At 65.8% G+C, this 23,658-nt stretch carries 21 protein-coding genes and 1 riboswitch; of the genes, 12 read left to right on the forward strand and 9 right to left on the reverse strand.

Going from position 1 to position 23,658, the window contains the following annotated elements; all coding sequences use genetic code 11:
• Positions 1–38: 38 nt before the first annotated feature.
• Both Q7C30_RS20265 and Q7C30_RS20270 read right to left on the reverse strand, forming a co-directional pair.
• The gene (locus tag Q7C30_RS20265) at positions 39–860 is read right to left on the reverse strand and encodes an aldo/keto reductase (protein WP_317872536.1); all 822 of its coding nucleotides are present in this window, start codon (positions 858–860) and stop codon (positions 39–41) included.
• The gene (locus Q7C30_RS20270; protein ID WP_116888469.1) at positions 848–1,753 is read right to left on the reverse strand and encodes a LysR family transcriptional regulator; all 906 of its coding nucleotides are present in this window, start codon (positions 1,751–1,753) and stop codon (positions 848–850) included. Before Q7C30_RS20270 ends, Q7C30_RS20265 begins: the two co-directional genes overlap by 13 nt.
• Positions 1,754–1,871: 118 nt before the next feature.
• Here Q7C30_RS20270 and Q7C30_RS20275 point away from each other — a divergent pair, with 118 nt between their 5' ends.
• The 4 genes from Q7C30_RS20275 (at position 1,872) to Q7C30_RS20290 (ending at position 6,655) form a co-directional block, all read left to right on the forward strand.
• Positions 1,872–2,570: a CoA transferase subunit A gene (locus Q7C30_RS20275; protein ID WP_029613319.1), complete on the forward strand. Its 699-nt coding sequence runs from the start codon at positions 1,872–1,874 to the stop codon at positions 2,568–2,570.
• A gap of 34 nt (positions 2,571–2,604) precedes the next feature.
• On the forward strand, positions 2,605–3,261 hold the full coding sequence (locus tag Q7C30_RS20280; protein WP_295481738.1) for a CoA transferase subunit B: 657 nt from the start codon (positions 2,605–2,607) through the stop codon (positions 3,259–3,261).
• 105 nt (positions 3,262–3,366) lie between these two features.
• The gene (locus Q7C30_RS20285) at positions 3,367–4,785 is read left to right on the forward strand and encodes a TIGR00366 family protein (protein ID WP_029613317.1); all 1,419 of its coding nucleotides are present in this window, start codon (positions 3,367–3,369) and stop codon (positions 4,783–4,785) included.
• Positions 4,786–4,930: 145 nt separating this feature from the next.
• Positions 4,931–6,655, forward strand: coding sequence for a S8/S53 family peptidase (locus Q7C30_RS20290; protein ID WP_317872537.1), 1,725 nt, complete (start codon positions 4,931–4,933; stop codon positions 6,653–6,655).
• Here Q7C30_RS20290 and Q7C30_RS20295 read toward each other — a convergent pair.
• The 4 genes from Q7C30_RS20295 to Q7C30_RS20310 all read right to left on the reverse strand — a co-directional run bounded on the left by Q7C30_RS20295 (position 6,649) and on the right by Q7C30_RS20310 (position 12,226).
• Positions 6,649–7,770 carry a mechanosensitive ion channel family protein gene (locus Q7C30_RS20295; protein WP_317872538.1) on the reverse strand — a complete coding sequence of 374 codons (1,122 nt, stop codon included), beginning with the start codon at positions 7,768–7,770 and terminating at the stop codon, positions 6,649–6,651. The two genes, Q7C30_RS20290 and Q7C30_RS20295, sit on opposite strands and share 7 nt — an antisense overlap.
• Positions 7,771–7,885: 115 nt before the next feature.
• Positions 7,886–8,590: an SDR family oxidoreductase gene (locus Q7C30_RS20300; protein WP_295481733.1), complete on the reverse strand. Its 705-nt coding sequence runs from the start codon at positions 8,588–8,590 to the stop codon at positions 7,886–7,888.
• Between the two features lie 109 nt (positions 8,591–8,699).
• Entirely contained in the window at positions 8,700–9,584 is an 885-nt protein-coding gene (locus Q7C30_RS20305; protein ID WP_317872539.1) for a LysR substrate-binding domain-containing protein, read from the reverse strand.
• Positions 9,581–12,226, reverse strand: a complete 2,646-nt coding sequence (locus tag Q7C30_RS20310; RefSeq protein WP_317872540.1) for an excinuclease ABC subunit UvrA — start codon at positions 12,224–12,226, stop codon at positions 9,581–9,583. Before Q7C30_RS20310 ends, Q7C30_RS20305 begins: the two co-directional genes overlap by 4 nt.
• Positions 12,227–12,395: 169 nt before the next feature.
• Between Q7C30_RS20310 and Q7C30_RS20315 the strand changes: the two genes are divergently transcribed.
• From Q7C30_RS20315 to Q7C30_RS20335, 5 genes are all read left to right on the forward strand, one after another.
• Positions 12,396–12,899: a GNAT family N-acetyltransferase gene (locus Q7C30_RS20315; protein ID WP_295481727.1), complete on the forward strand. Its 504-nt coding sequence runs from the start codon at positions 12,396–12,398 to the stop codon at positions 12,897–12,899.
• Between the two features lie 50 nt (positions 12,900–12,949).
• Positions 12,950–13,426 carry an isochorismatase family protein gene (locus Q7C30_RS20320; protein ID WP_317872541.1) on the forward strand — a complete coding sequence of 159 codons (477 nt, stop codon included), beginning with the start codon at positions 12,950–12,952 and terminating at the stop codon, positions 13,424–13,426.
• A gap of 224 nt (positions 13,427–13,650) precedes the next feature.
• Positions 13,651–14,466: a transporter substrate-binding domain-containing protein gene (locus Q7C30_RS20325; protein ID WP_317872542.1), complete on the forward strand. Its 816-nt coding sequence runs from the start codon at positions 13,651–13,653 to the stop codon at positions 14,464–14,466.
• Positions 14,467–14,561: 95 nt separating this feature from the next.
• The gene (locus Q7C30_RS20330; RefSeq protein ID WP_317872543.1) at positions 14,562–16,745 is read left to right on the forward strand and encodes an OsmC domain/YcaO domain-containing protein; all 2,184 of its coding nucleotides are present in this window, start codon (positions 14,562–14,564) and stop codon (positions 16,743–16,745) included.
• A 155-nt stretch (positions 16,746–16,900) separates the two neighbouring features.
• On the forward strand, positions 16,901–17,299 hold the full coding sequence (locus tag Q7C30_RS20335; RefSeq protein ID WP_317872544.1) for an NUDIX domain-containing protein: 399 nt from the start codon (positions 16,901–16,903) through the stop codon (positions 17,297–17,299).
• A 31-nt stretch (positions 17,300–17,330) separates the two neighbouring features.
• Here the strand turns inward: Q7C30_RS20335 and Q7C30_RS20340 are convergent, their stop codons facing one another.
• Both Q7C30_RS20340 and Q7C30_RS20345 read right to left on the reverse strand, forming a co-directional pair.
• Positions 17,331–18,230, reverse strand: coding sequence for a hydroxymethylglutaryl-CoA lyase (locus tag Q7C30_RS20340; RefSeq protein ID WP_317872545.1), 900 nt, complete (start codon positions 18,228–18,230; stop codon positions 17,331–17,333).
• An 82-nt stretch (positions 18,231–18,312) separates the two neighbouring features.
• A complete protein-coding gene (locus Q7C30_RS20345; protein WP_317872546.1) occupies positions 18,313–19,197 on the reverse strand; it encodes a helix-turn-helix domain-containing protein in 885 nt (294 codons plus the stop codon).
• Between the two features lie 163 nt (positions 19,198–19,360).
• On the opposite strand from Q7C30_RS20345, the gene pobA reads away from it, so the two are divergent.
• Positions 19,361–20,545: a 4-hydroxybenzoate 3-monooxygenase gene (gene pobA / locus Q7C30_RS20350; RefSeq protein ID WP_295481714.1), complete on the forward strand. Its 1,185-nt coding sequence runs from the start codon at positions 19,361–19,363 to the stop codon at positions 20,543–20,545.
• A gap of 9 nt (positions 20,546–20,554) precedes the next feature.
• Here the strand turns inward: pobA and Q7C30_RS20355 are convergent, their stop codons facing one another.
• On the reverse strand, positions 20,555–21,157 hold the full coding sequence (locus Q7C30_RS20355; protein ID WP_317872573.1) for an ankyrin repeat domain-containing protein: 603 nt from the start codon (positions 21,155–21,157) through the stop codon (positions 20,555–20,557).
• A gap of 213 nt (positions 21,158–21,370) precedes the next feature.
• On the opposite strand from Q7C30_RS20355, the gene Q7C30_RS20360 reads away from it, so the two are divergent.
• Both Q7C30_RS20360 and cobW read left to right on the forward strand, forming a co-directional pair.
• Positions 21,371–22,252 (forward strand): LysR substrate-binding domain-containing protein, encoded by an 882-nt coding sequence (locus tag Q7C30_RS20360; protein WP_317872547.1) that lies wholly within the window; start codon positions 21,371–21,373, stop codon positions 22,250–22,252.
• Positions 22,253–22,298: 46 nt separating this feature from the next.
• A riboswitch (cobalamin riboswitch) is annotated at positions 22,299–22,493 on the forward strand.
• Positions 22,494–22,591: 98 nt separating this feature from the next.
• Entirely contained in the window at positions 22,592–23,656 is a 1,065-nt protein-coding gene (gene cobW, locus Q7C30_RS20365; protein ID WP_116888457.1) for a cobalamin biosynthesis protein CobW, read from the forward strand.
• The last annotated feature ends 2 nt before the right edge of the window (positions 23,657–23,658 follow it).

Genomic DNA, 23,658 nt, shown 5'->3' on the forward strand with positions numbered 1-23,658 from the left:
AGTGCGGCTGCGCTCGCCCGATCATCGCGCGCGCGGGTTCACTGCATGGCCAGGCGCTGCTTGCCTCTGGGCGGGGCGAAGGCCTGGTCGATCTCGCGCAGGTCGGCATCGCTCAGCCGCAACTGCCCGGCCTCGGCATTGAGCCGCACATGCTCGGGGCTCACCGCCTTGGGAATGGCGATCACACCATCCTGACGGATCACCCAAGCCAGGCTGACCTGGGCCGGGGTGGCGCCGTGGCGCTCGGCGATCGTCTGCAGCAGCGGATGACGCAGCAAGCGCCCGCCCTGGGCCAGCGGGCAGTAGGCCATGGTCGGCAGATGCCGCGCTTGGCTCCAGGGCAACAGGTCGAACTCGATGCCGCGCTCGGCCGGGTTGTACAGCACCTGGTTCACCGCGCAGCGCTCGTCGTCCAGTGCCTGAAGGTCGTCGACATCGAAGTTGGAGACGCCCCAGCGGCGGATCTTGCCTTCGTCGATCAGGCGCTCGAAGGCTTCGACGGTTTCCGCAAGCGGATACTGGCCGCGCCAGTGCAGCAGGTACAGGTCGATGCAGTCGGTGCCCAGTCGGCGCAGGCTGCGTTCGCAGGCCTGCGGAATACCACGACGGCTGGCATTGTGCGGATACACCTTGCTGACCAGGAACACCTGGTCGCGGCGCCCGGCGATGGCGGCGCCGACCACCTGTTCGGCACCGCCATCGGCGTACATTTCGGCGGTGTCGATCAGTGTCATGCCCAGGTCGATGCCCTGTTGCAGGGCCGCCACTTCGGCGGCCCGCGACGCGGCGGACTCGCCCATGTACCAGGTGCCTTGGCCAATGGCCGGCACGTCGTGTCCTGCCAGTTTCACGTTACGCATGTCACCTCCGGGGGATGGGTATGGCTGAGCAGCACATCGAGCAGCGCCTGCGCTGCGGTCGACAGCTTGTGGTCGCTCAAGGCGATGACGCCGATGCGCCGCTCCACGGTCGGTTCCACCAGGGCCACGCAGCGTGCACCCAGCTCCTGCATCTGGGTGATGCACAGCGCCGGGACCGCGCTCACGCCCAGGCCCGCGGCAACCATGCGCCCGACCGTCGACAGTTGATGACTCTCGAAGGCCACGGTCAGTCGTCCATGCTCGGCCGCCAGATGCTGTTCGAGCAGCAGACGCACCGCCGAGGGGCGCTGCAGGGCGATGAAGTCCTCGGCCAACAGCGCCTCCCAGCTCACTTCGCTCTGCTCGGCCAGCGCTGAGTCGGCGGGCACCACCGCGACGAAACGGTCCAGGTACAGGGCATGGAACTGCAACGCCTCGCTGCGCTCCGGCTCGAAGCCAATGCCCAGTTCGACGCGGCGGTGGCGCACCAGTTCAAGTACCTGTTCGTTGATCACGTCATGCACCGTGACATTCACCTTCGGGTAGCGCTGGCGAAACACCTTCAGCGACTGCGGCAGCAGGTTGCCGGCAAAGGCCGGCATCGCCGCCACCGACACCCGCCCCAGTTGCAAGGTGAAGCGCTGGCGCAGCAACTCTTCGGTGTCGTCCCAGTCGCCGAGCAGGCGCCGCGCCAGCGGCAGCAGCACCTCGCCCTCGGCGGTCAGGCTGACGCTGCGCGTGGTGCGGGTGAGCAGGGCGCCGCCGAGGTTGTCCTCCAGCGCCTTGATGGTCAGGCTCAGGGCCGGCTGGGAGATGTGCAGGTGCTCGCCGGCCTGGGCGAAGCTCTGGTACTTGGCCACGGTGACGAAAGCGCGCAGTTGTTTGACATTCATGGCAATCGCCTGTTGTTTTGCAAAATTTATCAATCGATGACGAAAACAAAATTAACAAATCAGTCGCCAGCGGTGAAGATGGCTGCACTCGCTCCAATAACGATAAAGGCGGATCAGCATGGCCGGACTGGACAAGCGCGTAGCAACCTATGAACAAGCCCTCGAGGGCCTCACCGACGACATGACGGTGCTGGCCGGGGGCTTCGGCCTGTGCGGCATTCCCGAGAACCTGATCGCCGAGATCAAGCGGCGTGGGGTCAAGGGCCTTACCGTGGTCTCCAATAACTGCGGCGTCGATGGCTTCGGTCTGGGCGTGCTGCTCGAGGATCGACAGATCCGCAAGATGATCGCCTCCTACGTGGGCGAAAACGCCGAGTTCGAGCGTCAGTTGCTCAGCGGCGAACTGGAGGTGGAACTGACGCCCCAGGGCACCCTGGCCGAGAAGATGCGCGCCGGCGGCGCAGGCATTCCGGCGTTCTTCACCGCCACGGGCTACGGCACGCCGGTGGCCGAAGGCAAGGAGGTGCGCGAGTTCGAGGGCCGCCACTACATCCTGGAGCGCGCCATCACCGGCGACTTCGCCATCGTCAAGGGCTGGAAGGCCGACCACTACGGCAACGTGGTGTACCGCCACACCGCGCAGAACTTCAACCCGCTGGCCGCCACGGCCGGGCGCATCACCGTGGTCGAGGTCGAGGAAATCGTCGAGCCCGGCGTGCTGCTGCCCAGCGAAATCCACACCCCGGGCATCTTCGTCGACCGGGTCATCGTCGGCACCTTCGAAAAACGCATCGAAAAGCGCACTGTCAAGGCCTGAGGGCCGCCCACAGAACAACAAAGAGATCCAGACCATGGCATTGACCCGCGAACAGATGGCTCAACGTGTCGCCCGTGAACTGAAGGATGGCTACTACGTCAACCTGGGCATCGGCATTCCGACTTTGGTGGCCAACTACGTACCGGCCGACATGGACGTGATGCTGCAATCGGAGAATGGCCTGCTGGGCATGGGCGAGTTTCCCAGCGAGAGCACGGTCGACGCCGACATGATCAACGCCGGCAAGCAGACCGTCACCGCCCGCGTCGGCGCCTCGATCTTCGATTCGGCGCAGTCCTTCGCCATGATCCGGGGCGGCCATGTCGACCTCACGGTGCTGGGTGCCTTCGAGGTGGACGTGGAGGGCAACATCGCCTCCTGGATGATTCCCGGCAAGTTGGTCAAGGGCATGGGCGGTGCCATGGACCTGGTGGCCGGGGCCGAGAACATCATCGTCACCATGACCCACGCGTCCAAGGACGGCGAATCCAAGTTGCTGCCACGCTGCAGCCTGCCGCTGACCGGCGCCGGCTGTATCCGCAAGGTACTCACCGACCTGGCTTATCTGGAGATCGACAACGGCGCCTTCATCCTGCGCGAAACCGCGCCGGGGGTGAGTGTCCAGGAGATCGTCGACAAGACCGCTGGAAAACTGATCGTGCCGGACGATGTGAAAGAAATGACCTTCTAAAACTGTGCTTCGCCCCCTGCGGCCGCAGCGTGATTCGTGGCCGCAGGGGGCTGTGTCGTTTTCAGAACGACCTCCACCAATAAAACCAAAAAAGGAAAACACCCCGTGGCCGCTGAAATTCAAGACAGCCGCTCTGCTCGATTCGCCCTGCGTTGCTCCAACTGGGCCGAACGCTGGTTCCCCGACTCCTGGGTGTTCGCTGCCCTGGCGGTGATGCTCGTCTGCCTGGGCGCACTGGCCATGGGGGCCAAACCCACGGCCACCGCCAAGGCCTTCGGCGACGGCTTCTGGAGCCTGATCCCCTTCACCATGCAGATGGCCTTCGTGGTGATCGGCGGCTACGTGGTCGCCAGTTCTCCACCGGCCGCTCGGCTCATCGACCGCTTGGCCCGGCTGCCGAAGAACGGCCGGTCGGCGGTGTGCTGGGTGGCGTTGATTTCGATGCTCGCTTCCTTGCTCAACTGGGGCCTGTCGCTGGTGTTCGGCGGTCTGCTGGTGCGCGCCTTGGCACGTCGCCAGGACTTGAAGATGGATTATCGCGCTGCAGGCGCTGCCGCGTACCTGGGCTTGGGCGCGGTGTGGGCGCTGGGGCTGTCGTCGTCGGCGGCGCAGTTGCAGGCCAACCCGGCCAGCCTGCCACCGTCGATCCTGTCCATCACCGGGGTGATTCCGTTCACCGAGACCATCTTCCTCTGGCAGTCCGGCGTCATGCTGGCGGCGCTGGTGATCGTCTCACTGGTGATCGCCTACGCGACCGCACCGGGCCCCAGCAGCGCCCGCAGCGCCCAGGACTGTGGCGTCGACCCCAGCTTCACCGCGCCGCCGCCGGCCCAGCGCACGCGTCCGGGTGAGTGGCTGGAGCACAGCCCGATCCTGATCCTGCTGCTGGTGGCCCTGGCGGCCGGCTGGCTGTACCAGGAGTTCGCCACCAAGCCTGCGATCACCGCCATTTCCGGGCTCAACACCTACAACCTGCTGTTCATCATGCTCGGGGCCTTGCTGCACTGGCGTCCGCGCAGTTTCCTCGATGCCGTGGCCCGCGCCGTGCCGACCACCACCGGGGTGCTGATCCAGTTCCCGCTCTACGGTTCGATCGCCGCCATCCTCACCCAGGTCCAGGGCGCCGACGCCCAGACCCTGGCGCATCACATCTCGGTGTTCTTCACCCAGATCGCCACCCACGACACCTATGCCTTGCTGATGGGTGTGTACTCGGCGGTGCTGGGCTTCTTCATCCCCTCCGGGGGCGGCAAGTGGATCATCGAAGCACCCTACGTGATGCTGGTCGCCAACGACCTGCAGTACCACCTGGGTTGGGCGGTGCAGATCTACAACGCCGCCGAGGCGCTGCCGAACCTGATCAACCCGTTCTACATGCTGCCGCTGTTGGGCGTGCTGGGGCTCAAGGCGCGTGACCTGATCGGCTTTTCCTTCGTGCAACTGCTGGTGCACGTGCCGCTGGTGCTGTTCCTGCTCTGGGCGCTGGGTACGACCCTGGCCTATACGCCACCGGTCATGCCCTGACGCACCGGCGGGTATTCGAGCACAAGCCGCCAGCGACCTGACAATTCTGTCAGTAGGCGTTAACGGACGATCCGATTAGTGTCGAGCACCAAGGCCTGGCCTTCACGCCAGGCCGGTGCCTTTCAACGACTCGGACGTCCTGAACATGAAGGTAGGCTCAGCGCTGCTGTTCACTGGGCTGCTGTGGACCGCATCCATCCCCGTATTGGCGGCAGAGACACTGCGTATCACCAGCCTGATGCCCTGCACGGGCTGGCACACCGAGCCGGTGCAGCGCTGGTGCATGGGCGTGCAGGGCTTGTCCAGCGCCAAGCCCGCGGTAGTGCTCGACGGTGCGCCACTGGCCGACACAGCCGTGGTCATGCAGCCTACGCTGCTGCATGTGAGCCTGCCGCAGCAGGTGCAGGCCGGCGTCCCGGTCTGGTTGAGCGATGGCGATCGAGTGAGCAACATGGTGCGCTGGAACCCTAAGGGCGCACGCGTACTGCCGTTGAATCAGGACAGGTTGGAAGACGTTGCCCCTGGGGTGGTGACCGCTGTCGATCTGCTGAGTCTGGTTCTGAAAGATGAAGCCAGTACGCCTGAAGCGGCTTTACGGATCGCCAGCCGTCACGGTCTGCAGATCGTCGGGGCCATCACCGCGCTTGGCGTGTACCAAGTGCGCCTGCCCGCTGACGGTATAGTCACGCGTCAGGCTTGGATCGAGCAGCTACAGGCCGATCCACAGGTCGCCGCCATCGTGATCGAGGATGACAACCGGGCGCTGCCCGAAGACCCCGACGATGGGGTCGAGCCTGCGGACCAGGCCGGTTGGGAAGCCAACCATTTCAGCGCCGCCGTCGACCTGTACCAACGCACGCTGGCCACGCGTGCCGCTGCCGACCGGGAGCGTGTACGTGTGGGCATCGTCGAGCGCGGCGTGGACTTCGACTCGCTCGACTTCAGGCCCTATGCCAAGCCCTGTGCTGGTGCCAACCTGTGTGTCTATGCCTACCAGAGTCCTGCGTCGAGTCGGCATGGCTCCGTGGTCACCGGCATCCTGGCCTCAAGCCTCTATCCGGGCGGCAACCGCGCCTTTCTCAGCCGCCTGAGCCGGGCCGGCGGCCGCTTCGATCTGATCATCGACAGGGGCTCTCCCTCAGGCGTGATCGCGCGCATAGCGGCCTCGGTGAACATGGTGCAGGACGGCGCGCAGGTGCTGAACTGGAGCTGGGGTATCCATCGCCTGGGGACGCTGGACCGCGAGGGCGAGCCGGTGGCGGTGAACGTTCGGTCCGAGCAGGCATTCGCAGGCTATCGTCGGGTCCTGGAGCGCTTTTTCGTTTGGCTGGAGCGCGAGCATCCTGGTGTCGTCGTCGTCAACTCGGCTGGCAACAGTGCCGGGGATATTGCCGACCACCTGCCGGCGGCCCTGCGCTCACCGCAGTTGCTGGTGGTCGGCGCGCACCAACGCAGTGCCTGGTCAGGTTCGCTGACGGACGTTCGCGCGGTGCAGTGGCGTGAAAGCTCCAACCGGGGGCCTCGCGTGGACATCGCCGCCGCGGCCTGTCCTGGGGCTTCGCTGGCCACTGCAGCGCGCTCTGGACGTGGCGGTGGCTGTGGCACCTCTTATGCGGCGGCCTTGGTCACTGGGACCGTCGCCGCACTGCTGTCGATCGACCCTGGTTTGACCCCGCTGCACATCAAGGCGCTGCTGCGCGAGGGCGCGCTACCCCTCGCGCACGCGGCGGATGCCAGCGCTGGGCAGGCACCCCGCACGCGGCTGCGGCTGGACATGCAGCGAACGCTGGCGCTGGCCATCGAGCGCGCCACCGCTCGATCTTGCATGCCTGCGCAGCAGTCGGCGCCGGTGACTTCCCCGGATCAGTGACCTTGTGAGTCTCGCCCCCTGACCGCCGTCAGCTGGTTGGACGCCTCCGGCAATCCGGTGACCTTGATCGAGCGCGCCCCTACGGCGAACTTGGCGCCCACCTTGGAGAAGCGCTCGAGCAACTGGAAGTTGATCGCCTGCTGGATGTCCATGTACAGGTTGTAGCCAGGGTCCAGCACGATGTAGACCGCTTCGAACTCCAGCGCTTCCTTGCCGAAGCCGCGCAGGTGGGCGCGGTCGAAGCGCACCTGGCTCTGCGCCTTGATCGACTCCTCGACGATGGCCGGGGCCTTCTTCACCGCTTCGGTGGGCGTGTCGTAGGACAGCCCGAACTCGAAGACGATGCGCCGCTCCTGCAAGCGCTTGTAGTTCTGAATGGTGCTGCTGATCATGCCGGCGTTGGCCATGACGATCTGCTCGCCGCCCAGGCTGCGAATGCGCGTGGTCTTCAGGCCGATGTTCTCCACCGTGCCGGCCAGCGAGCCGATGACGATGAAGTCGCCGACTTCGAAGGGTTTGTCCACGGCGATCGACAGCGAGGCGAACAGATCGCCCAGCACGTTCTGCACCGCCAAGGCCACGGCGATACCGCCCACGCCGAGGCTGGCGACGAAGGCGGTGATGTTCACGCCCAGGTTCGACAGCATCGCCAACAGCACCACCGACCACAACAACACCCGCGCGCCCCAGCCCGACAGAGTGGCCAGGGCGCTGCCACGGTAGGCGCCAGTGGTGTCGTGGCGGGCGAAATAGCGGCCCAGGCCGATGGCGATGGCGCGGTTGGCCCACAGGCCGATCTGCAGCGCCGCGACCACGAACCACAGGCTGCCGACCCGGTCCAGCCAACGTTCGGGCAAGTCCAGTACGCCCAGGCCGACCAGCAGCGAAGCGAGCATCAGCAGTGCGTTGCTGGTGCCTTCGAGCACTTCGGTGACCAGCCGCGCGAACTGGCTTTCGTGGCTGGACCATTGATGGGCGCGGCGCTTGAGGAAACTCAGCGCCCAGCGGGTGAACAGGAAGGTGGCCACCGTGACGGCCAGCGCCAGCAGCAGGTTGAGGATGGAGATGCCGAATACCGTGGTGGTGGTCAGCAACTGCAGCAATCGTTCGTCCATCGGGTCTCCCTCCGAGGTAAAGAAAAAACAGACCATGCCGTGAAGGCACAGTCTGTTTAGAAGGGTGCTTGCCTCGAGGGTTTAACTGGATTTGCCATCGATTGCCCTGGCGGCTTCACACGCTGCGGGTCAGCCCGCCATCGACGCGCAGGTTCTGCCCGGTGATGTAGGCGGCGCCGTCGCTGGCCAGGAAGGCGATGGTGGCGGCGATTTCCTCGGCTGTGCCATAGCGCTTGAGCGGCACGCTGTCGCGCCGCTGGTCGGTGCCGGGCAGGCTGTCGATCCAGCCTGGCAGCACGTTGTTCATGCGCAGGTTGTGCGCAGCGTAGGTGTCGGCGAAGACCTTGGTGAAGGCTGCCAGCCCTGCGCGGAACACCGCCGAGGTGGGAAACAGGTCGCTGGGCTCGAAGGCCCAGGCGCTGGAGATGTTGATGATCACGCCGCCGCCTTGCGCCTGCAGGGTCGGCGTCACCAGGCGGGTAGGGCGGATGACGTTGAGCAGGTAGGTGTCCAGCCCCTGGTGCCAGTCGTCGTCACTGATCGCCAGGATCGGCGCGCGCGGGCCGTGGCCGGCGCTGTTGACCAGCACATCGATGCGCCCCCAGCGCTGCAATACGGCATCGACCAGGCGCTGCAGGTCGTCGTTGCTCTGGTTGCTGCCGGTGATTCCGATACCGCCGAGCGCGTGGGCCAGGGCCTCGCCTTTGCCCGAGGACGACAGGATCGCCACCTTGAAGCCGTCGCTGGCTAGACGGCGTGCCGCTGCGGCGCCCATGCCACTGCCGCCTGCGGTGATGATCGCTACTTTTTCTACTGACATGCAGCCTCCGTGGGTGCGTTGATCGAATCGACGAACGCCAGGTTAGCAAGGCCTGTAAGTCGCCAGACAGGCAGCGCTCAGCGGCTGACCCAGTAGAAAAACTATTCTCTCAGGTGTCCCCGATCTGATGCTGCAACCAGTGGCGCACGGCGCCCAGCGCTGTCGGCGCGCCGTCCTTGCGCGGCCAGACCAGATACAAATGCTTGTCCATGGGTAGCGCCTGCTCGAATACCTGCACCAGCCGCCCGGCGTGCAGGTCGTCTTTGACGAACAGTTCGCTGGACAGTGCCAGGCCTTGTCCGGCCAGGGCGGCTTCGATGGCCAAAGCGGTCTGGTTGAAGCGCAGGTTGCGCGGCATGGGCTGCGTCGGCTGGCCGAACAACTGCGCGATGTAGGTCGGCCACAGGTTATGCGCATCGTGCAGCAGCACAAACGGCTGCAACTGTTCGGCACTGCGCGGCGTACCCTGCTGGGCGAGCAGGGCGGGGCTGGCCACGGCCACCATCCGCTGCTCGGTCAGCAGCTCGGCGTTCAGCCCGGGGCCGAAGGGCGGTCGACCGTAGCGCACCGCCAGGTCCACGCCATCGGCCTGGAAACGTGACAGACGTTCGCTGGCCAATACGCGCAGGTCGATGTCGAGGTGGGCCTGGGTGAACGAACCCAGGCGCGGGATGAGCCAGCGCGAGGCGAAGGTGGGCGTGACGCTGACGGTCAGGTGACGGTCGTCCGGGCGCAGCGCGGCGGTCGCTTCGCCGATCAACGCCAGGGCGCTGCGGATGCTGTGGCTGTAGGCCAGCCCGCCCTCGGTGAGGCGCAGCCCGCGTGGCAGGCGCTCGAACAGACGCGCTCCGAGATGGGCTTCCAGCCCACGGATCTGCTGGGCGACGGCCGCTTGGGTGACCTCCAGCTCGTCGGCCGCCAGGCGGAAGTTGAGGTGGCGGGCGACCACTTCGAAGACGCGCAGGGCGTTGAGCGGCGGCAGCGGGCTGCTCATCGCCGCGCCTCCCCATCGACCAGTACTCGCGCCAGGAAGGGCGCGGTGCGGCTGTCGGCGCAGGACGCCACCTCGCGAGGGGTGCCGCAGGCCACGATCTGCCCGCCTGCCGTGCCGGCGCCCGGGCCGATGTCGATCACCCAGTCGCTTTGCGCCACCACGCGCATGTCATGCTCCACCACCACGACGGTATGGCCCTGATCGACCAGGCGGTTCAACTGCACCAGCAGACGGTCGACATCCTGCGGGTGCAGGCCGTTGGTGGGCTCGTCCAGCACGTACAGCGTCGCCCCACGGGCACTGCGCTGCAGTTCGGTGGCCAGCTTGATGCGCTGCGCCTCGCCGCCGGAGAGCTCGGTGGCCGGCTGGCCCAGACGCAGGTAGCCCAGGCCGATGTCGGCCAGCACTTGAAGGCTGCGGCGTGGCGCGGGGTGTTCGGCGAACACGTCCAGCGCCTGATCGACGGTGAGCTGCAGCACCTGGGCGATGTTCAGGCCTTGCCAGGTTACGGCCAGGGTGGGCGGGTTGTAGCGCGCGCCATGGCACGTGGGGCAGGGCGCGTAGACGCTGGGCATGAACAGCAGCTCGACGCTGACGAAGCCTTCGCCCTCGCAGGTCTCGCAGCGGCCCTTGGCGACGTTGAAGGAGAAACGTCCGGCATCGAACCCGGCGGCCCGAGCCTGCTCGGTGGCGGCGAACAGCTTGCGCACGTGATCGAACAGGCCGGTGTAGGTGGCCAGGTTCGAGCGCGGGGTGCGGCCGATAGGTTTCTGGTCCACCCGCACCAGGCGCTTGAGCTGCTCGAGACCGGCGCTGATGTGCCCGCTGCTGGGCTGTTCGGGTTCGTCTTCCAGGCTCTGCTCCTGGGGTTCATCGGCCCCCGCCTGCTGACCCAGATGGGCGCCTACCAGCTCCAGCAGGGCTTGGCTGACCAGGCTCGACTTGCCGGAACCGGAGATGCCGGTGACGGCGCTGAAACAGCCGAGCGGGAAGCGCGCGTCGAGCTGGTGGAGGTTGTTGCGGCTGATGCCTTCCAGGCACAGCCATTGCCGTGCAGGCCGAGGCGCGCGCTGGCTGGGCGCCGGGTCGGCGAACAGGTAGGCGCCGGTGCGCGAGTCGGCCACCTCGGCCAACCCTGCCGGCGGGCCGCTGTAGAGGATGCGTCCACCGTGCTCGCCCGCGGCCGGGCCGACATCCACCAGCCAGTCGGCGCGGCGCAGGGTGTCCAGGTCGTGTTCGACCACGAACACCGAGTTGCCCTCCTGTTTCAAGCGTTGCAGCGCATCGAACAGCGCCTCGCTGTCGGCGGGATGCAGGCCGGCGGAGGGTTCGTCGAGCACGTAGATCACGCCGAACAGCTGCGAGTTGAGCTGGGTGGCCAGGCGCAGGCGCTGCAGCTCGCCCGAGGACAGCGTCGGGGTGCTGCGCTCCAGCGCCAGGTAGCCCAGGCCGAGGTCGAGCAGGGTGTCGATGCGCGCCAGCAGTTCACTGGCGATGCGTTGCGCGGCCAAGCGTTTTTCCAGAGAGAGATTGGGCGTGTGGCGCACGTCCTGGCCGCCGGCATGCGGGGGCTCGCCGCGTGCGGCACGCTGCTCGCGGGCACTGCGGGTCTGCGCGTGACTGAGCGTCTCGCCTCCCTCGTCGCGGCATTGCAGGTAGCTGGGCGCGGCGACGTCGCGCAACACCTGGGCCAAGTCCTGCAGGGGCAGGCGCGACAGCTCGGCGATGTCCAGCCCGGCGAAGGTCACGCTCAAGGCTTCGTGCTTGAGGCGCCTGCCGGCGCACGCTGGGCACGGGCTGGGGCGCATGTACTGGGCCACGCGCTTGCGCATCTGTGCGCTCTGCGAGTGCATGAAGGTGTGCAGTACGTAGCGGCGGGCACCGCTGAAGGTGCCTTGGTAGCTCGGCTCGAGCTGCTTCTTTAGCGCTGCGCGGGTCTGTGCCGGGGTGAGGCCCGCGTAGACCGGCACGGTGGGCGTTTCATCGGTGAACAGGATCCAGTCGCGCTGTTCCTGGGGCAGGTCGCGCCAGGGCACATCGACGTCATAGCCCAGGGTGACGAGAATGTCGCGCAGGTTCTGGCCCTGCCAAGCCATGGGCCAGGCGGCCACGGCGCGTTCGCGGATGGTCAGCGACGGATCGGGCACCAAGGTGGCCTCGGTCACTTCGAACACTCGGCCGATGCCATGGCATTGCGGGCAGGCGCCTTGCGGCGTGTTGGGCGAAAAATCCTCGGCGTACAGCATCGGCTGCCCTGGTGGGTAACTGCCGGCGCGCGAGTAGAGCATGCGGATCGAACTCGACAGGGTGGTGACACTGCCCACCGACGACCGTGCGCTCGGCGTGCCGCGCTGCTGCTGCAAGGCGACCGCCGGGGGCAGGCCTTCGATCGAATCGACGTCGGGCACGCCGACCTGGTCGATCAGGCGCCTCGCGTAGGGCGCCACCGACTCGAAATAGCGGCGCTGCGCCTCGGCATACAGGGTAGAGAACGCCAGCGACGACTTGCCCGAGCCGGACACGCCGCTGAACACCACCAGGGCGTCACGGGGTACATCGACGTCGATGTTCTTGAGGTTGTGTTCGCGCGCGCCACGGACGCGGACGAAGCCCTGTGCGACGGGCGGTGAAGTCTTGGGCATGGGCGTTCCTTGTCGACGTGCGGAGGCTATTTCAGCTCATTATCTGGGTCCAGACAAAGCCTAGGACAAGCGCGAGCCGTGGCAGGTCCATGCAGTTGCCCTGTATCAAGCGCGGCGCGCTCGCGGCAGCTACAGTACGGGATGTCGATACCACCCTGAGCAGGTGCCCATGTCCGATTGGTCCATTCAGAGCGTCACTGCCGATACCGTCGACGAAGTGGTCGCCTTCGTCGACCGGGCACGCCGCGAGCTGTTTCCCATGCTCGCCCAGGCGCCGTTGCCGGACGATTTGGCGCGCTTCACCGAGACGTACCTGAACGGTGCCGGTCGCTTCCTGGTCGCGCGTGACCAGGGCCGGCTGATCGGCGCGATCGGTTATTTGCCCTACGACCACCGCTTTGCGCAGCTCGACTACCGGCACCTGCGCACCGTGGAAGTGGTGCGCTTGTTCGTGCTCCCCGACTATCGCCAGCAGGGCATGGCCCGAGCGCTGTACCAGGCATTGCGCGACCAGGCCAGGCAGGCACACGTGCAGTGCCTCTATCTGCATACCCATCCATTCCTGCCCGGCGCCATCGAGTTCTGGCAGCGCCAGGGTTTCGTGATCGTCGATGTCGAGCACGATCCGCTATGGCGCACCACGCACATGCACGCGCTGCCCGAGCACGGCTGAAACGCAGACGGTATACTGCGCGCCCTTTGTCTACTCGCGCAGACCCCTGTATGCGGCAGGCCTTGCTGATCGTCGATGTGCAGTCCACCTTCAGTCCACCGGAGTGGCTGGTCGACGGCATCCGTGCACTGGCTGCACGGTTGCCGGCCATCGCTTCGGTCGAGCTGCACGACGAGCAGGTCACCCCGTTCGACCGCCAGCTCGGTTGGCACCCGGCGGCCGAGGACGAAAGTCTGGTCGAGGCCGACGAGGTGTTCATCAAGCATGGCTACGGGCAGAGTGCAGAGGCCATCGACTACCTCAAGCGTCTGCAGGTCGAGCGGGTACTGGTGTGCGGGCTGCACACCGAGACCTGCGTGCTCGCCGCCGGTTTCGCGCTGTTCGATGCCGGGCTCGCGCCGACCTTGCTCACCGACCTGACGATAGGGTCCTCGCTGGATCGCTCCGGCAAATTGGGCATTGCGCTGTGGACCCACCATTTCCGTCAGGTGACCACCGCGGCGCAGGTGATTGCGACACTCGCGTAATCGATCGCGGTCGCCACCGCCTCAACGCGCCTGGCCGTGACCACGATCACACTTTCTCCACGCCGCGCCTGGCATCATCGCCCGCGCGCCACAGGGCGGAATTCGCCGTCCTGGCGCGGGTGTCGCGTCCTCGTTGGAATTTGCTGAACCAACTGCCTTCTGGCAGCACCTACACCCTAACGATCACTGTTGCGTCGCTGTTCAGCCCAGAAGAGGGACTTCCCATGGTCGAGTGCCATTTACGCAGGGCGTTGCTGCTGTTTTTCACGTTCGCGCTGCCGGGTCTGTCGTGCGCTGCCGACGACTGCTCACGCTTGACCGCCACCGGCAACCCGGAATATCCGCCGTATCTGTGGCGCGACCCGCAAGACCCTCAGCGGCTGATCGGCGCCAATGCCGACCTGCTCCAGCATCTGGCCAGCGAGCTGGGCCTTGAGGTGCAGATCACCTACGCCGGGCCTTGGGGCCGCGCCCAGGAGGAAGTGCGCCTGGGGCGGGTCGATCTGCTGGCCGGCTATTTTCTCACCCGGGCGCGGGAGAACGAGGTGGACTTCATCCAGCCGCCGTTCCTGCACACCCCGAGCGTGGTCTGGGTGCGCAGCGAGCAGGCGATGACCTACCAAGGCTGGGACGACTTGCGCGGGCTCAAGGGTGGCGTGCTGGTCAACAACAGCCATGGCGAGCGTTTCGACGAGTACGCGCGCACCAACCTCAACCTCGAAGCCGTGCCGGGCGCCCGCCAGGCGTTCGACAAGTTGCTGCACAAACGCAGCGACTACGTGATCTTCGAGCGCTTTCCTGGCATGGCCCTGACCCGTGTGATGGACATCGAGGCCAAGGTGCAGGGTCTGGAACCGCCGATCTCCAGCGAAGGGCTGTACCTGGCGATGTCCCGCGACTCGCCCTGCAACCTGCCGGCACTGCGCGCAAAGCTGGAGGCGAAGATGAAGGACATCGTCGCCAGCGACCTGCCCGAGCGCCTGGTCACGGAGAACCTGGCGCGTCGGAAGGCCCAGCAAGACGCCGCGAAGTCGCCCTGAGGCAGCGGCTGCGCGGCTCGGTCCCATCGGCAAGACTTCACCCCGGAAAACCCGGATAATGGCGCCCATTTCGTTTTACGCGCTGGTGCCCCCGTATGGAAATCAAGGTCAATTTTCTCGACAACCTCCGACTCGAAGCCAAGTTCGACGACTTCACGGTGATCGCCGATCAGCCGATCCGCTACAAAGGCGACGGCTCGGCGCCTGGGCCGTTCGACTATTTCCTGGCCTCCTCGGCGCTGTGCGCGGCGTACTTCGTCAAGCTGTACTGCCAGACCCGCGACATCCCCACGGAAAACATTCGCCTGTCGCAGAACAACATCGTCGACCCGGAGAATCGCTACAACCAGATCTTCAAGATCCAGGTCGAGCTGCCCGAAGACATTTCCGAGAAGGACCGCCTGGGCATCCTGCGCTCGATCGACCGCTGCACGGTGAAGAAGGTGGTGCAGACCGGTCCCGAGTTCATCATCGAGCAGGTCGACAACCTCGATGCCGACGCCCAGGCCCTGCTGATGCCGGTGGCCGATTCCAGCACCACCATCGCGGGCAAGGATTTGCCGCTGGAGCGCACCATCGAGAACTTGTCCGGGTTGCTGGCCGACCTGGGCATGAAGATCGAAATCGCTTCGTGGCGCAACATCGTGCCCAACGTCTGGTCGCTGCACCTGCGCGACGCCCAGTCGCCGATGTGCTTCACCAACGGCAAGGGCGCCACCAAGGAAGCCGCGCTGGCCTCGGCCTTGGGTGAGTTCATCGAGCGGCTGAACTGCAACTTCTTCTACAACGATCAGTTCTGGGGCGAGGAGATCGCCAACGCAGCGTTCGTGCATTACCCCAACGAGCAGTGGTTCAAGCCTGGGCCGAAGGATGCGCTGCCGGCGGAAATTCTCGACGCGTACTGCCTGGCGATCTACAACCCGGACGGCGAACTGCGCGGCTCACATCTGTACGACACCAACTCGGGCAACAAGGCGCGTGGTATCTGCTCGTTGCCGTTCGTGCGCCAGTCCGATGGGCAGACGGTGTACTTCCCCTCCAACCTCATCGAGAACCTGTACCTGAGCAACGGCATGAGCGCGGGTAACACCCTGGCCGAAGCGCAGGTGCAGTGCTTGTCGGAGATCTTCGAGCGGGCGGTCAAGCGCGAGATCCTCGAAGGCGAGTTGTGCCTGCCGGACGTGCCGGCGCAGGTGCTGGCCAAGTACCCGAGTATCCTGGCCGGTATCCAGGCCCTGGAGGACCAGGGCTTCCCGGTGCTGGTCAAGGACGCGTCGCTGGGCGGCGAATTCCCGGTCATGTGCGTGACCTTGATGAACCCGCGTACCGGTGGGGTGTTCGCGTCCTTCGGTGCCCATCCGAGCTTCGAAGTGGCGCTGGAGCGCAGCCTCACCGAGTTGCTCCAGGGGCGCAGCTTCGAGGGCTTGAACGACCTGCCGCAGCCCACCTTCGAGAGCCACGCGCTGATGGAGCCGAACAACTTCGTCGAACACTTCATCGACTCCAGCGGTGTGGTGTCCTGGCGCTTCTTCAGCGCCAAGGCCGACTTCGAGTTCGTCGAGTGGGAGTGGGCCGGCGACGACAGCACCGAGGTGCAGGCGCGCACCCTGTTCTCGTTGCTCCAAGGCATGGGCAAAGAGGTCTACATGGCGGTGTACGACGACCTCGGTGCCACCGCCTGCCGCATCCTGGTGCCGGGTTACTCGGAAATCTATCCGGTGGAAGACCTCATCTGGGACAACACCAACCGTGCCCTGGGCGTGCGTGCCGACATCCTCAACCTGCACAGCCTCGACAACCGCGCCTTGAAACTGCTGTTCAAGCGTCTGGACCAGTTGGAGGTGGATGAGTACACCACCATCACCACGCTGATCGGCGTCGAGTTCGACGACAACACGGTGTGGGGCCAATTGACCCTCCTCGAACTCAAGCTGCTGATCCAACTGGCCTTGGAGCGCTTCGAGGAGGCCAAGGAACTGGTGGAGATGTTCCTGCAGTTCAACGACAACACTGTCGAACGCGGGCTGTTCTACCAGGCGCTGAACGTGGTGCTGGAAGTGGCGCTGGACGAGGACTTGGAGATGGCCGACTACGAGGCCAATTTCCGCCGCATGTTCGGCGACGCGCGCATGGATGCCGCGCTCGGCTCGGTGGACGGCAGCGTGCGCTTTTACGGCCTGACCCCGACCAGCCTCAAACTCGAGGGCCTGGAGCGTCACCAGCGCCTGATCGACAGCTATCGCAAATTGCACGCGGCGCGGGCGCGGGCGACGAACTGAGGCGGATACGGGGAGGGCGGCACAGCGTTCTCCCCGGTGCTGGCGCGCCGATCATCGGCGCTGTGTGTCTTCAGGGGTGAACTTGGCGTCAGACTTGCCGGTCAAACTATGTAACAAAACTGTCACACAGTGATTTCCGGTCATGAGCAGGTCCGATGCCCCACGCCAATCTTCCTGAAAAATACAGAGCTACCGTCATTTGTTTCCACGAGGGGCAGGTGCTGCTCGTGCGCAAGAAAGGCGGACGCTGGAATTTTCCCGGGGGTACCGTCGAGCGCGGCGAGTCGCCGCGCGTGGCGGCAGCTCGGGAGCTTTACGAGGAAACCGGCTTGAGCGGCAAGGAACTGCTGCAGCTGTGCAGTCTGGAAATCGCCGGGGTGTGCCATTACCTGTTCACCACCCACCTGTATCCCGGCGACAAGCCCACCGCGCGCAGCGAGATCGCGGCCTGCACCTGGGTGGCGCGCAAAGCCTTGCAACGGGCATCGCTCAACCCCACCGCCCAGGCGCTGCTGGCCAGCGGCATTCCGGCGCTGTCGCCCTGGACGGCCTGAATGGTCGCGTGGGTTAGTTTGCCAAGCAGCCCTACTTGGCCAGTCGCGCCCGCGCCACCCGTGAGCCGTTGTCACGGCCCAGCACCTGACTGATCCGCTGACCGGCCATGATCAGCGCGTCCAGATCGACGCCGGTCTCGATACCCAGCCCTTGCAGCAGATACAGCACGTCTTCGGTGGCGATATTGCCGGTCGCGCCCTTGGCGTATGGACAGCCTCCCAGCCCCGCTACCGAACTGTCGAACACGCTGATGCCTTCGAGCAGGCTGGCATAGACATTGGCCAGTGCCTGTCCGTAGGTGTCGTGGAAGTGACCGGCCAACTGCTCGCGCGGCACCTGCGCCGACACCACCTCGAACAGGCGCCGAGTGTCGCCCGCAGTGCCGGTGCCGAGGGTGTCGCCCAGCGACACTTCGTAGCAGCCCATGTCGTGCAGCGCTCGCGCCACTGCTGCCACCTGCGCAGGGTCCACCCGGCCCTCATACGGGCAGCCCAGCACGCAGGAGACATAGCCGCGTACCCGCACATGCTGCTGGCGCGCGGCGTCCATGATCGGCTCGAAGCGCTGCAGGCTCTCGCTGATCGAGCAATTGATGTTGCGTTGGGAAAAGGCTTCGGAGGCCGCGGCGAACACGGCCACCTCGCGCACACCCGCCGCCACGGCGTCCTCGAAGCCGCGCAGGTTCGGCGCCAGGGCCGCGTAGGTGACGCCAGGCTGCTGGCGGATGCCGGCGAACACCTCGGCCGAGCCGGCCATCTGCGGCACCCACTTGGGCGAGACGAAACTGCCCACTTCGATGTAGCGCAGCCCGGCATCGCTGAGATCGTCCACCAGGCGCACCTTGTCGGCGACGCTGATCGGGCGGGATTCGTTCTGCAGGCCGTCGCGCGGGCCGACTTCGACCAGGCGGACCTGTGCGGGTAATGACATGGTGATGCTCCTATGGCGGTGCAGCGGTGGCGACTCCGGGCGTGCACGGTGCGGCTAAACTACTGGCAGCTTGACGTTTACGTCAAGGCGCATCCTCGCTGGCGGTCCGTCGATAGGCATTGGGTGTCTGCCCGCTCAGGCGCTTGAAGAAGCGCGCGAAGTAGGTGGGATCGCTGAAGCCCAGGCGGTCGGACAACTGGCCAATGCTCATGCGCGTGTACACCAGGCTGCGCCGGGCTTCGAGCAACAGCCGCTGATGGATCACCTGCAACGCGCTCTGGGCGCTGAGGGCGCGGCACAGTTGGTTCAGTTGCAGGCTGGTAATGCCCAGGCGGGCGGCGTAGGTCTCGATCGGCAGGTGCTCGCGATAGTGCGCCTCGACCAAACGCAGGTACTGCCCGAGCAGATGGCGGTCGCGTTCATCGCGATTGCGCGGGGCCAGGCCCAGTTGCTGGCGTCGGCTGATCCACACCATCAAGGCGCTCACCAGTGCGTCGAGCATGGCCGCACGCCCTGGGGCGCTGCCGTCGTATTCCTGTTGCAGCGTTTCGATCAGGCCACGCAGACGCGCCCGGTCGCGGCCCAAGGCGTAGCATCCGGGCGAGGTCAGCACTGCCAGCGGCGCGCCCAGGCGCTGCTCGAGTTCGGCCACCAGCGCGGGGCCGAAGGTCAGTACATGCCCCTGGATATCGGCGCTGAAGTGAAAGCCATGCACGGTCAGTGGCGGTACCACCTGAATCGCCGCCTCTTCGATTTCGCGGCGGCCTCCCTCGATTTCCACCACCGCCCGGCCACGTTGTACGTAGAGCAACTGGAACAGCTCGGCATGTCGGTGCGGCTTGATTTCCCAGTGGTGCAGGCGGCTACGGGCCGGAATCGATTCGCAGTGCAGCAGGTCGGTGCCAGGCCAGGTGTGGTTTTCGCCGTAGAGCTGGAACAGCGGCACGCCGGGAAGTGAGGATTTCATCGTGGGAGCCTGTTCGCTGATCGCACAAGATTTTCGAAAGTGCAGTTTTTATATTGGATAACACAGCTTTTCAGCAGATTTCGCCAGTAAAAATACAGGGGCATACCCTAATCATCCGTGCCGGCTATTGCCAGTCCGGCACCGACAAGGCGAGACAACAACAATGAAAACCCAGGTTGCAATCATTGGTGCCGGTCCTTCTGGCCTGCTGCTCGGCCAACTGCTGCACCAGGCCGGTATCGACACGCTGATCCTCGAACGGCAGACGCCGGACTACGTGCTCGGGCGCATCCGTGCCGGCGTGCTCGAACAAGGCACGGTCGATCTGCTGCGCGAGGCGGGCGTCTCGGCGCGCATGGACCGCGAAGGACTGGTGCACGAAGGCGTTGAACTGCTGTTCGGTGGTCGTCGCCAGCGACTGGACCTCAAGGCCCTGACCGGCGGCAAGACCGTGATGGTCTACGGCCAGACCGAAGTGACCCGCGACCTCATGCAGGCGCGCGAGCAGAGCGGGGCGCCGATCTTCTACGGCGTCAGTAACGTCCAGCCCCATGGCCTGAAGGATGAGCAGCCCTACGTCACGTTCGAGCACGAAGGCCAGGTGCAACGTGTGGACTGCGACTATATCGCCGGCTGCGACGGCTTCCATGGCGTCTCGCGCCAGAGCATTCCCGAGGGCGTGCTCAAGCAGTACGAGCGGGTCTATCCATTCGGCTGGCTGGGGCTGCTGTCCGATACTCCGCCGGTCAACCATGAGCTGATCTACGCCCACCACGACCGTGGCTTCGTGCTGTGCAGTCAACGTTCTGCCACCCGCAGCCGCTACTACTTGCAGGTACCGTTGCAGGAGCGGGTCGAGGACTGGTCGGACGATCGCTTCTGGGACGAGCTCAAGGCGCGACTGCCCGAAGAGGTCGCCGAGCGCCTGGTCACCGGACCTGCGCTGGAGAAGAGCATCGCCCCGCTGCGCAGCCTGGTGGTGGAGCCGATGCAGTACGGCCACCTGTTCCTGGTCGGCGATGCGGCGCACATCGTACCGCCGACCGGGGCCAAGGGGCTCAACCTGGCCGCCTCCGACGTCAATTACCTGTACCGCATCCTGCTCAAGGTCTACCGCGAAGGCCGCACCGATCTGTTGCAGCGCTACTCCGAGCTGGCGTTGCGGCGAGTGTGGAAAGGCGAGCGCTTCAGCTGGTTCATGACGCAGTTGCTGCACGATTTCGGCGAGCACAAAGATGCCTGGGACCAAAAGATGCAGGAGGCCGACCGCGAGTACTTCCTGAACTCGCCAGCCGGCCTGGTGAACATCGCCGAGAACTACGTGGGCCTGCCGTACGAGGCCGTGTAGGGGGCGGCGTCAGGGTCCGAGCAGCGCCACCATCTGCGCATAGCCGCGCGCCTTGGCATGGGCCAGCGCGGTCACGCCGTCCTTGTCGGCGATCGTCGGGTCGGCGCCGGCGGCCAGCAGCCGTTTCACGATCTCGACGTGCCGAGGGCCGCCATCCCCGAGAATCACCGCCTCCAGCAGGGCGGTCCAATGCAGGCGGTTGAGGTGGTTCACCTCGACCCCGGCGTCGATCAGCATCTGCACCGTGTCCACATGGCCGCGCTCGGCAGCCGGGATCAGCGCCGTGCCGCCATAGCGGTTGGTGCTGGCCAGGTCGGCGCCGTGGTCCAGGGTCAGGCGCAGGATCTGATTCAGGCCCCGCGCGCCGGCATACAGGTAGGGGCTGTCGTGGATGGCGTCCTTGGCGTTGACGTCCGCCCCGGCCTCGATCAATACCCGGGCCGCCTCGACATGGTTGCCATGGGTTGCCAGCATCAACGGTGTGCGACCTTGCGCATCGCGACGCTCAAGATCCACCGACTCTTTGAGCAGGCGGCCGATGGCGGGGGCATCGCCGCGCTGGGCGGCGTACAGCAGGCGGGTGTCCATGGGCGAGGTCTCGGCGTGGGCCATAGGGCAGGTGAGCGCAGCCAGCAGGCAGGCGATGAGGGGCATACGCATGAGGCGGTCTCCTGGGTACGAAGGTTCATCCTAGGAGATCAGACGCAGCGGACTGAAACGAATTATCTGGATGACGCGCAGTGGCTTTGCGAATACCTGCGCGATTGCCGGGGCGGCGGGGCTGTGTTAGAACGCCGTTCTTCCATTCGCGAATCGAATACTGCGATGCACACCAGCGTCAAACCGAATAGAGCGCTGTTCGACCTCGACTTGCTCCGCGCCATCGTCGTGGTGGCCGATTGCGGCAGTTTCACCACCGCCGCTGCTCGCCTGCACTCGACCCAGTCGACCATCAGCCAGAAGGTCCGCCGCCTGGAAGAGATGGTCGGCCATCGCCTGCTGGTGCGCGGTCACCGCGACGTGCTGCCCACCGACGCCGGCCAGACCCTGCTCGGCTACGCCCGGCACATGCTTGCGCTCAATGACCAGATGCTCGAGGCCCTGGCCGGGGCCTCGGTCGGCGTGACCGTGCGCCTGGGTGTACCCGAAGACTTCGTCGGCGGCCGTACCACCCATGCACTGTCAGCCTTCAGCCGCCAGTATCCGCAGGTCAAGCTGGAGGTCACCAGTGGTCTGTGCCGCGACTTGAGCCAGGCCTACGACAACGGCGAACTGGACCTGGTGCTGCTCAAACAAAGGCGCAACAGCCGCGAGGGCTTGGCTTGCTGGCCGGAGCCGCTGCAATGGATCGACAGCCTGCAGCTGCCCACCTTCGAGCTGGACCCGGTGCCACTGGTGACGTTCCCGCCGCGCGGCCTGTACCGCGAAGACATGATCCAGGCCATCGAGGGCATGGGCCGCCGCTGGCGCATCAGCTTCACCAGCTCCAGCCTGTCCGGCATCCAGGCGGCGGTCGCCAACGGCATGGGTGTGAGCCTCCTGCCCCCGCGCGCAGTCACCGCCGAACACCGCGTACTGGGGACAGCGCAGGGGCTGCCGGAGGTGGACAGCTACGAGATCGTCATCGTCCATCGGCCCAGCGCCGACGGTATGGTCAAGGCCCTGGCCGATGCGCTCAAGCAGCTTCTGGCCGGGGAAGGGTGGTAGTGGCCGCCTGTCGGCGCGAGACGGTTGACCACCTGCGCCCCACTGCGTAGCCTTGCCGGTTCGAGGTTCTCCGGCCCGACCGGAGCTAAGACGGGAACGCGGTCCAAGCCGCGGCTGCCCCCGCAACTGTAAGCACTGAACAGGTTCGACACAGCCACTGCACGTGCGGGAAGGCGTCGAACTAACGGCCCGCGGCCGTGCAGTGCAAGCCAGGAGACCTGCCTCGTGACGTTTTCGACCTTCAACCGGGCGGGGTGATCCGGTGGCGAACGTGCCCGGCCGCTCGGCCGAGGCGCTCGTCCCGCATGCCCGCACCATTGCTGCCAAGGGCATTGCCACATGAAAACACTGGCCAAACTTCCGGTCACCATCGTCACCGGCTTCCTCGGCTCGGGCAAGACGACCTTGCTCCGGCACATGCTCGACAACGCCCAAGGCCGGCGCATCGCGGTCATCGTCAACGAATTCGGCGAGCTGGGCATCGACGGCGAGATCCTCAAGCAGTGCAGCATCGGCTGTAGCGAGGAAGAAGCCAACGGCCGCGTCTACGAGCTGGCCAACGGCTGCCTGTGCTGCACGGTGCAGGAAGAGTTCTTCCCGGTGATGCGCGAGTTGGTGGCGCGCCGTGGCGACCTGGATCACATCCTCATCGAGACCAGCGGCCTGGCGCTGCCCAAACCCTTGGTGCAAGCCTTCCAGTGGCCGGAAATCCGCAACGCCTGCACCGTCGATGCAGTGATTACCGTGGTCGACAGCCCGGCCGTGGCTGCCGGCACCTTCGCCGCCTACCCCGAGCAAGTCGATGCCCAGCGCAAACTCGACCCTAACCTGGATCACGAGTCGCCCTTGCACGAACTGTTCGCCGACCAGTTGGCCAGCGCCGACCTGGTGGTGCTGAACAAAGCCGACCTGATCGACGCCGAGGGCCTGGCCAAGGTCCGCGCCGAGGTGGCCGAAGAACTGCCACCGGCGGTCAAGGTGATCGAGGCCAGCAGCGGTCGTCTGCCGCTGGACGTGCTGCTGGGCCTGGACGCGCAGGCCGAAGCGCACATCGATGCGCGCCGCACCCATCACGATTCGCACCATGACGGTGAAGAGGACGACCACGATCACGACGCCTTCGACTCCATCTCCATCGACCTGCCCGAAGCCGACGAGCGCCTCCTGCTCGACGCGCTGGCGCAGTTGGTGGGCGAGTTCGGCATCTTGCGTGCCAAGGGCTTCGCCGCGATTCCCGGCAAACCGATGCGCCTGCTGATCCAGGGCGTCGGCACGCGCTTCGACAAGCACTTCGACCGTGCCTGGCGCGCCGACGAGCCGCGCATCACCCGGCTGGTGCTGATCGGTCAGGACCTCGATGCCGCCCAGCTCGAAGCGCGCCTGCGCCAGGCCCTGGGCGCCTGATC

Source organism: Pseudomonas sp. RAC1 (genome assembly GCF_030658255.1).
Taxonomy (GTDB): Bacteria; Pseudomonadota; Gammaproteobacteria; order Pseudomonadales; family Pseudomonadaceae; genus Aquipseudomonas; species Aquipseudomonas boreofloridensis.

Excerpts from the sequence above, each read along its gene's own strand:
- Q7C30_RS20295 (WP_317872538.1), bottom strand. The coding sequence starts at position 7,770 with ATGGACGAACGATTGCTGCAGTTGCTGACCACCACCACGGTATTCGGC.
- Q7C30_RS20335 (WP_317872544.1), top strand. The coding sequence starts at position 16,901 with ATGCCCCACGCCAATCTTCCTGAAAAATACAGAGCTACCGTCATTTGT.
- Q7C30_RS20315 (WP_295481727.1), top strand. The coding sequence starts at position 12,396 with ATGTCCGATTGGTCCATTCAGAGCGTCACTGCCGATACCGTCGACGAA.
- Q7C30_RS20305 (WP_317872539.1), bottom strand. The coding sequence starts at position 9,584 with ATGAGCAGCCCGCTGCCGCCGCTCAACGCCCTGCGCGTCTTCGAAGTG.
- Q7C30_RS20330 (WP_317872543.1), top strand. The coding sequence starts at position 14,562 with ATGGAAATCAAGGTCAATTTTCTCGACAACCTCCGACTCGAAGCCAAG.
- Q7C30_RS20270 (WP_116888469.1), bottom strand. The coding sequence starts at position 1,753 with ATGAATGTCAAACAACTGCGCGCTTTCGTCACCGTGGCCAAGTACCAG.
- Q7C30_RS20360 (WP_317872547.1), top strand. The coding sequence starts at position 21,371 with ATGCACACCAGCGTCAAACCGAATAGAGCGCTGTTCGACCTCGACTTG.
- Q7C30_RS20290 (WP_317872537.1), top strand. The coding sequence starts at position 4,931 with ATGAAGGTAGGCTCAGCGCTGCTGTTCACTGGGCTGCTGTGGACCGCA.
- Q7C30_RS20275 (WP_029613319.1), top strand. The coding sequence starts at position 1,872 with ATGGCCGGACTGGACAAGCGCGTAGCAACCTATGAACAAGCCCTCGAG.
- Q7C30_RS20265 (WP_317872536.1), bottom strand. The coding sequence starts at position 860 with ATGCGTAACGTGAAACTGGCAGGACACGACGTGCCGGCCATTGGCCAA.
- Q7C30_RS20355 (WP_317872573.1), bottom strand. The coding sequence starts at position 21,157 with ATGGCCCACGCCGAGACCTCGCCCATGGACACCCGCCTGCTGTACGCC.
- Q7C30_RS20340 (WP_317872545.1), bottom strand. The coding sequence starts at position 18,230 with ATGTCATTACCCGCACAGGTCCGCCTGGTCGAAGTCGGCCCGCGCGAC.
- Q7C30_RS20280 (WP_295481738.1), top strand. The coding sequence starts at position 2,605 with ATGGCATTGACCCGCGAACAGATGGCTCAACGTGTCGCCCGTGAACTG.
- Q7C30_RS20345 (WP_317872546.1), bottom strand. The coding sequence starts at position 19,197 with ATGAAATCCTCACTTCCCGGCGTGCCGCTGTTCCAGCTCTACGGCGAA.
- Q7C30_RS20325 (WP_317872542.1), top strand. The coding sequence starts at position 13,651 with ATGGTCGAGTGCCATTTACGCAGGGCGTTGCTGCTGTTTTTCACGTTC.
- Q7C30_RS20310 (WP_317872540.1), bottom strand. The coding sequence starts at position 12,226 with ATGCCCAAGACTTCACCGCCCGTCGCACAGGGCTTCGTCCGCGTCCGT.
- Q7C30_RS20300 (WP_295481733.1), bottom strand. The coding sequence starts at position 8,590 with ATGTCAGTAGAAAAAGTAGCGATCATCACCGCAGGCGGCAGTGGCATG.
- cobW (WP_116888457.1), top strand. The coding sequence starts at position 22,592 with ATGAAAACACTGGCCAAACTTCCGGTCACCATCGTCACCGGCTTCCTC.
- Q7C30_RS20320 (WP_317872541.1), top strand. The coding sequence starts at position 12,950 with ATGCGGCAGGCCTTGCTGATCGTCGATGTGCAGTCCACCTTCAGTCCA.
- pobA (WP_295481714.1), top strand. The coding sequence starts at position 19,361 with ATGAAAACCCAGGTTGCAATCATTGGTGCCGGTCCTTCTGGCCTGCTG.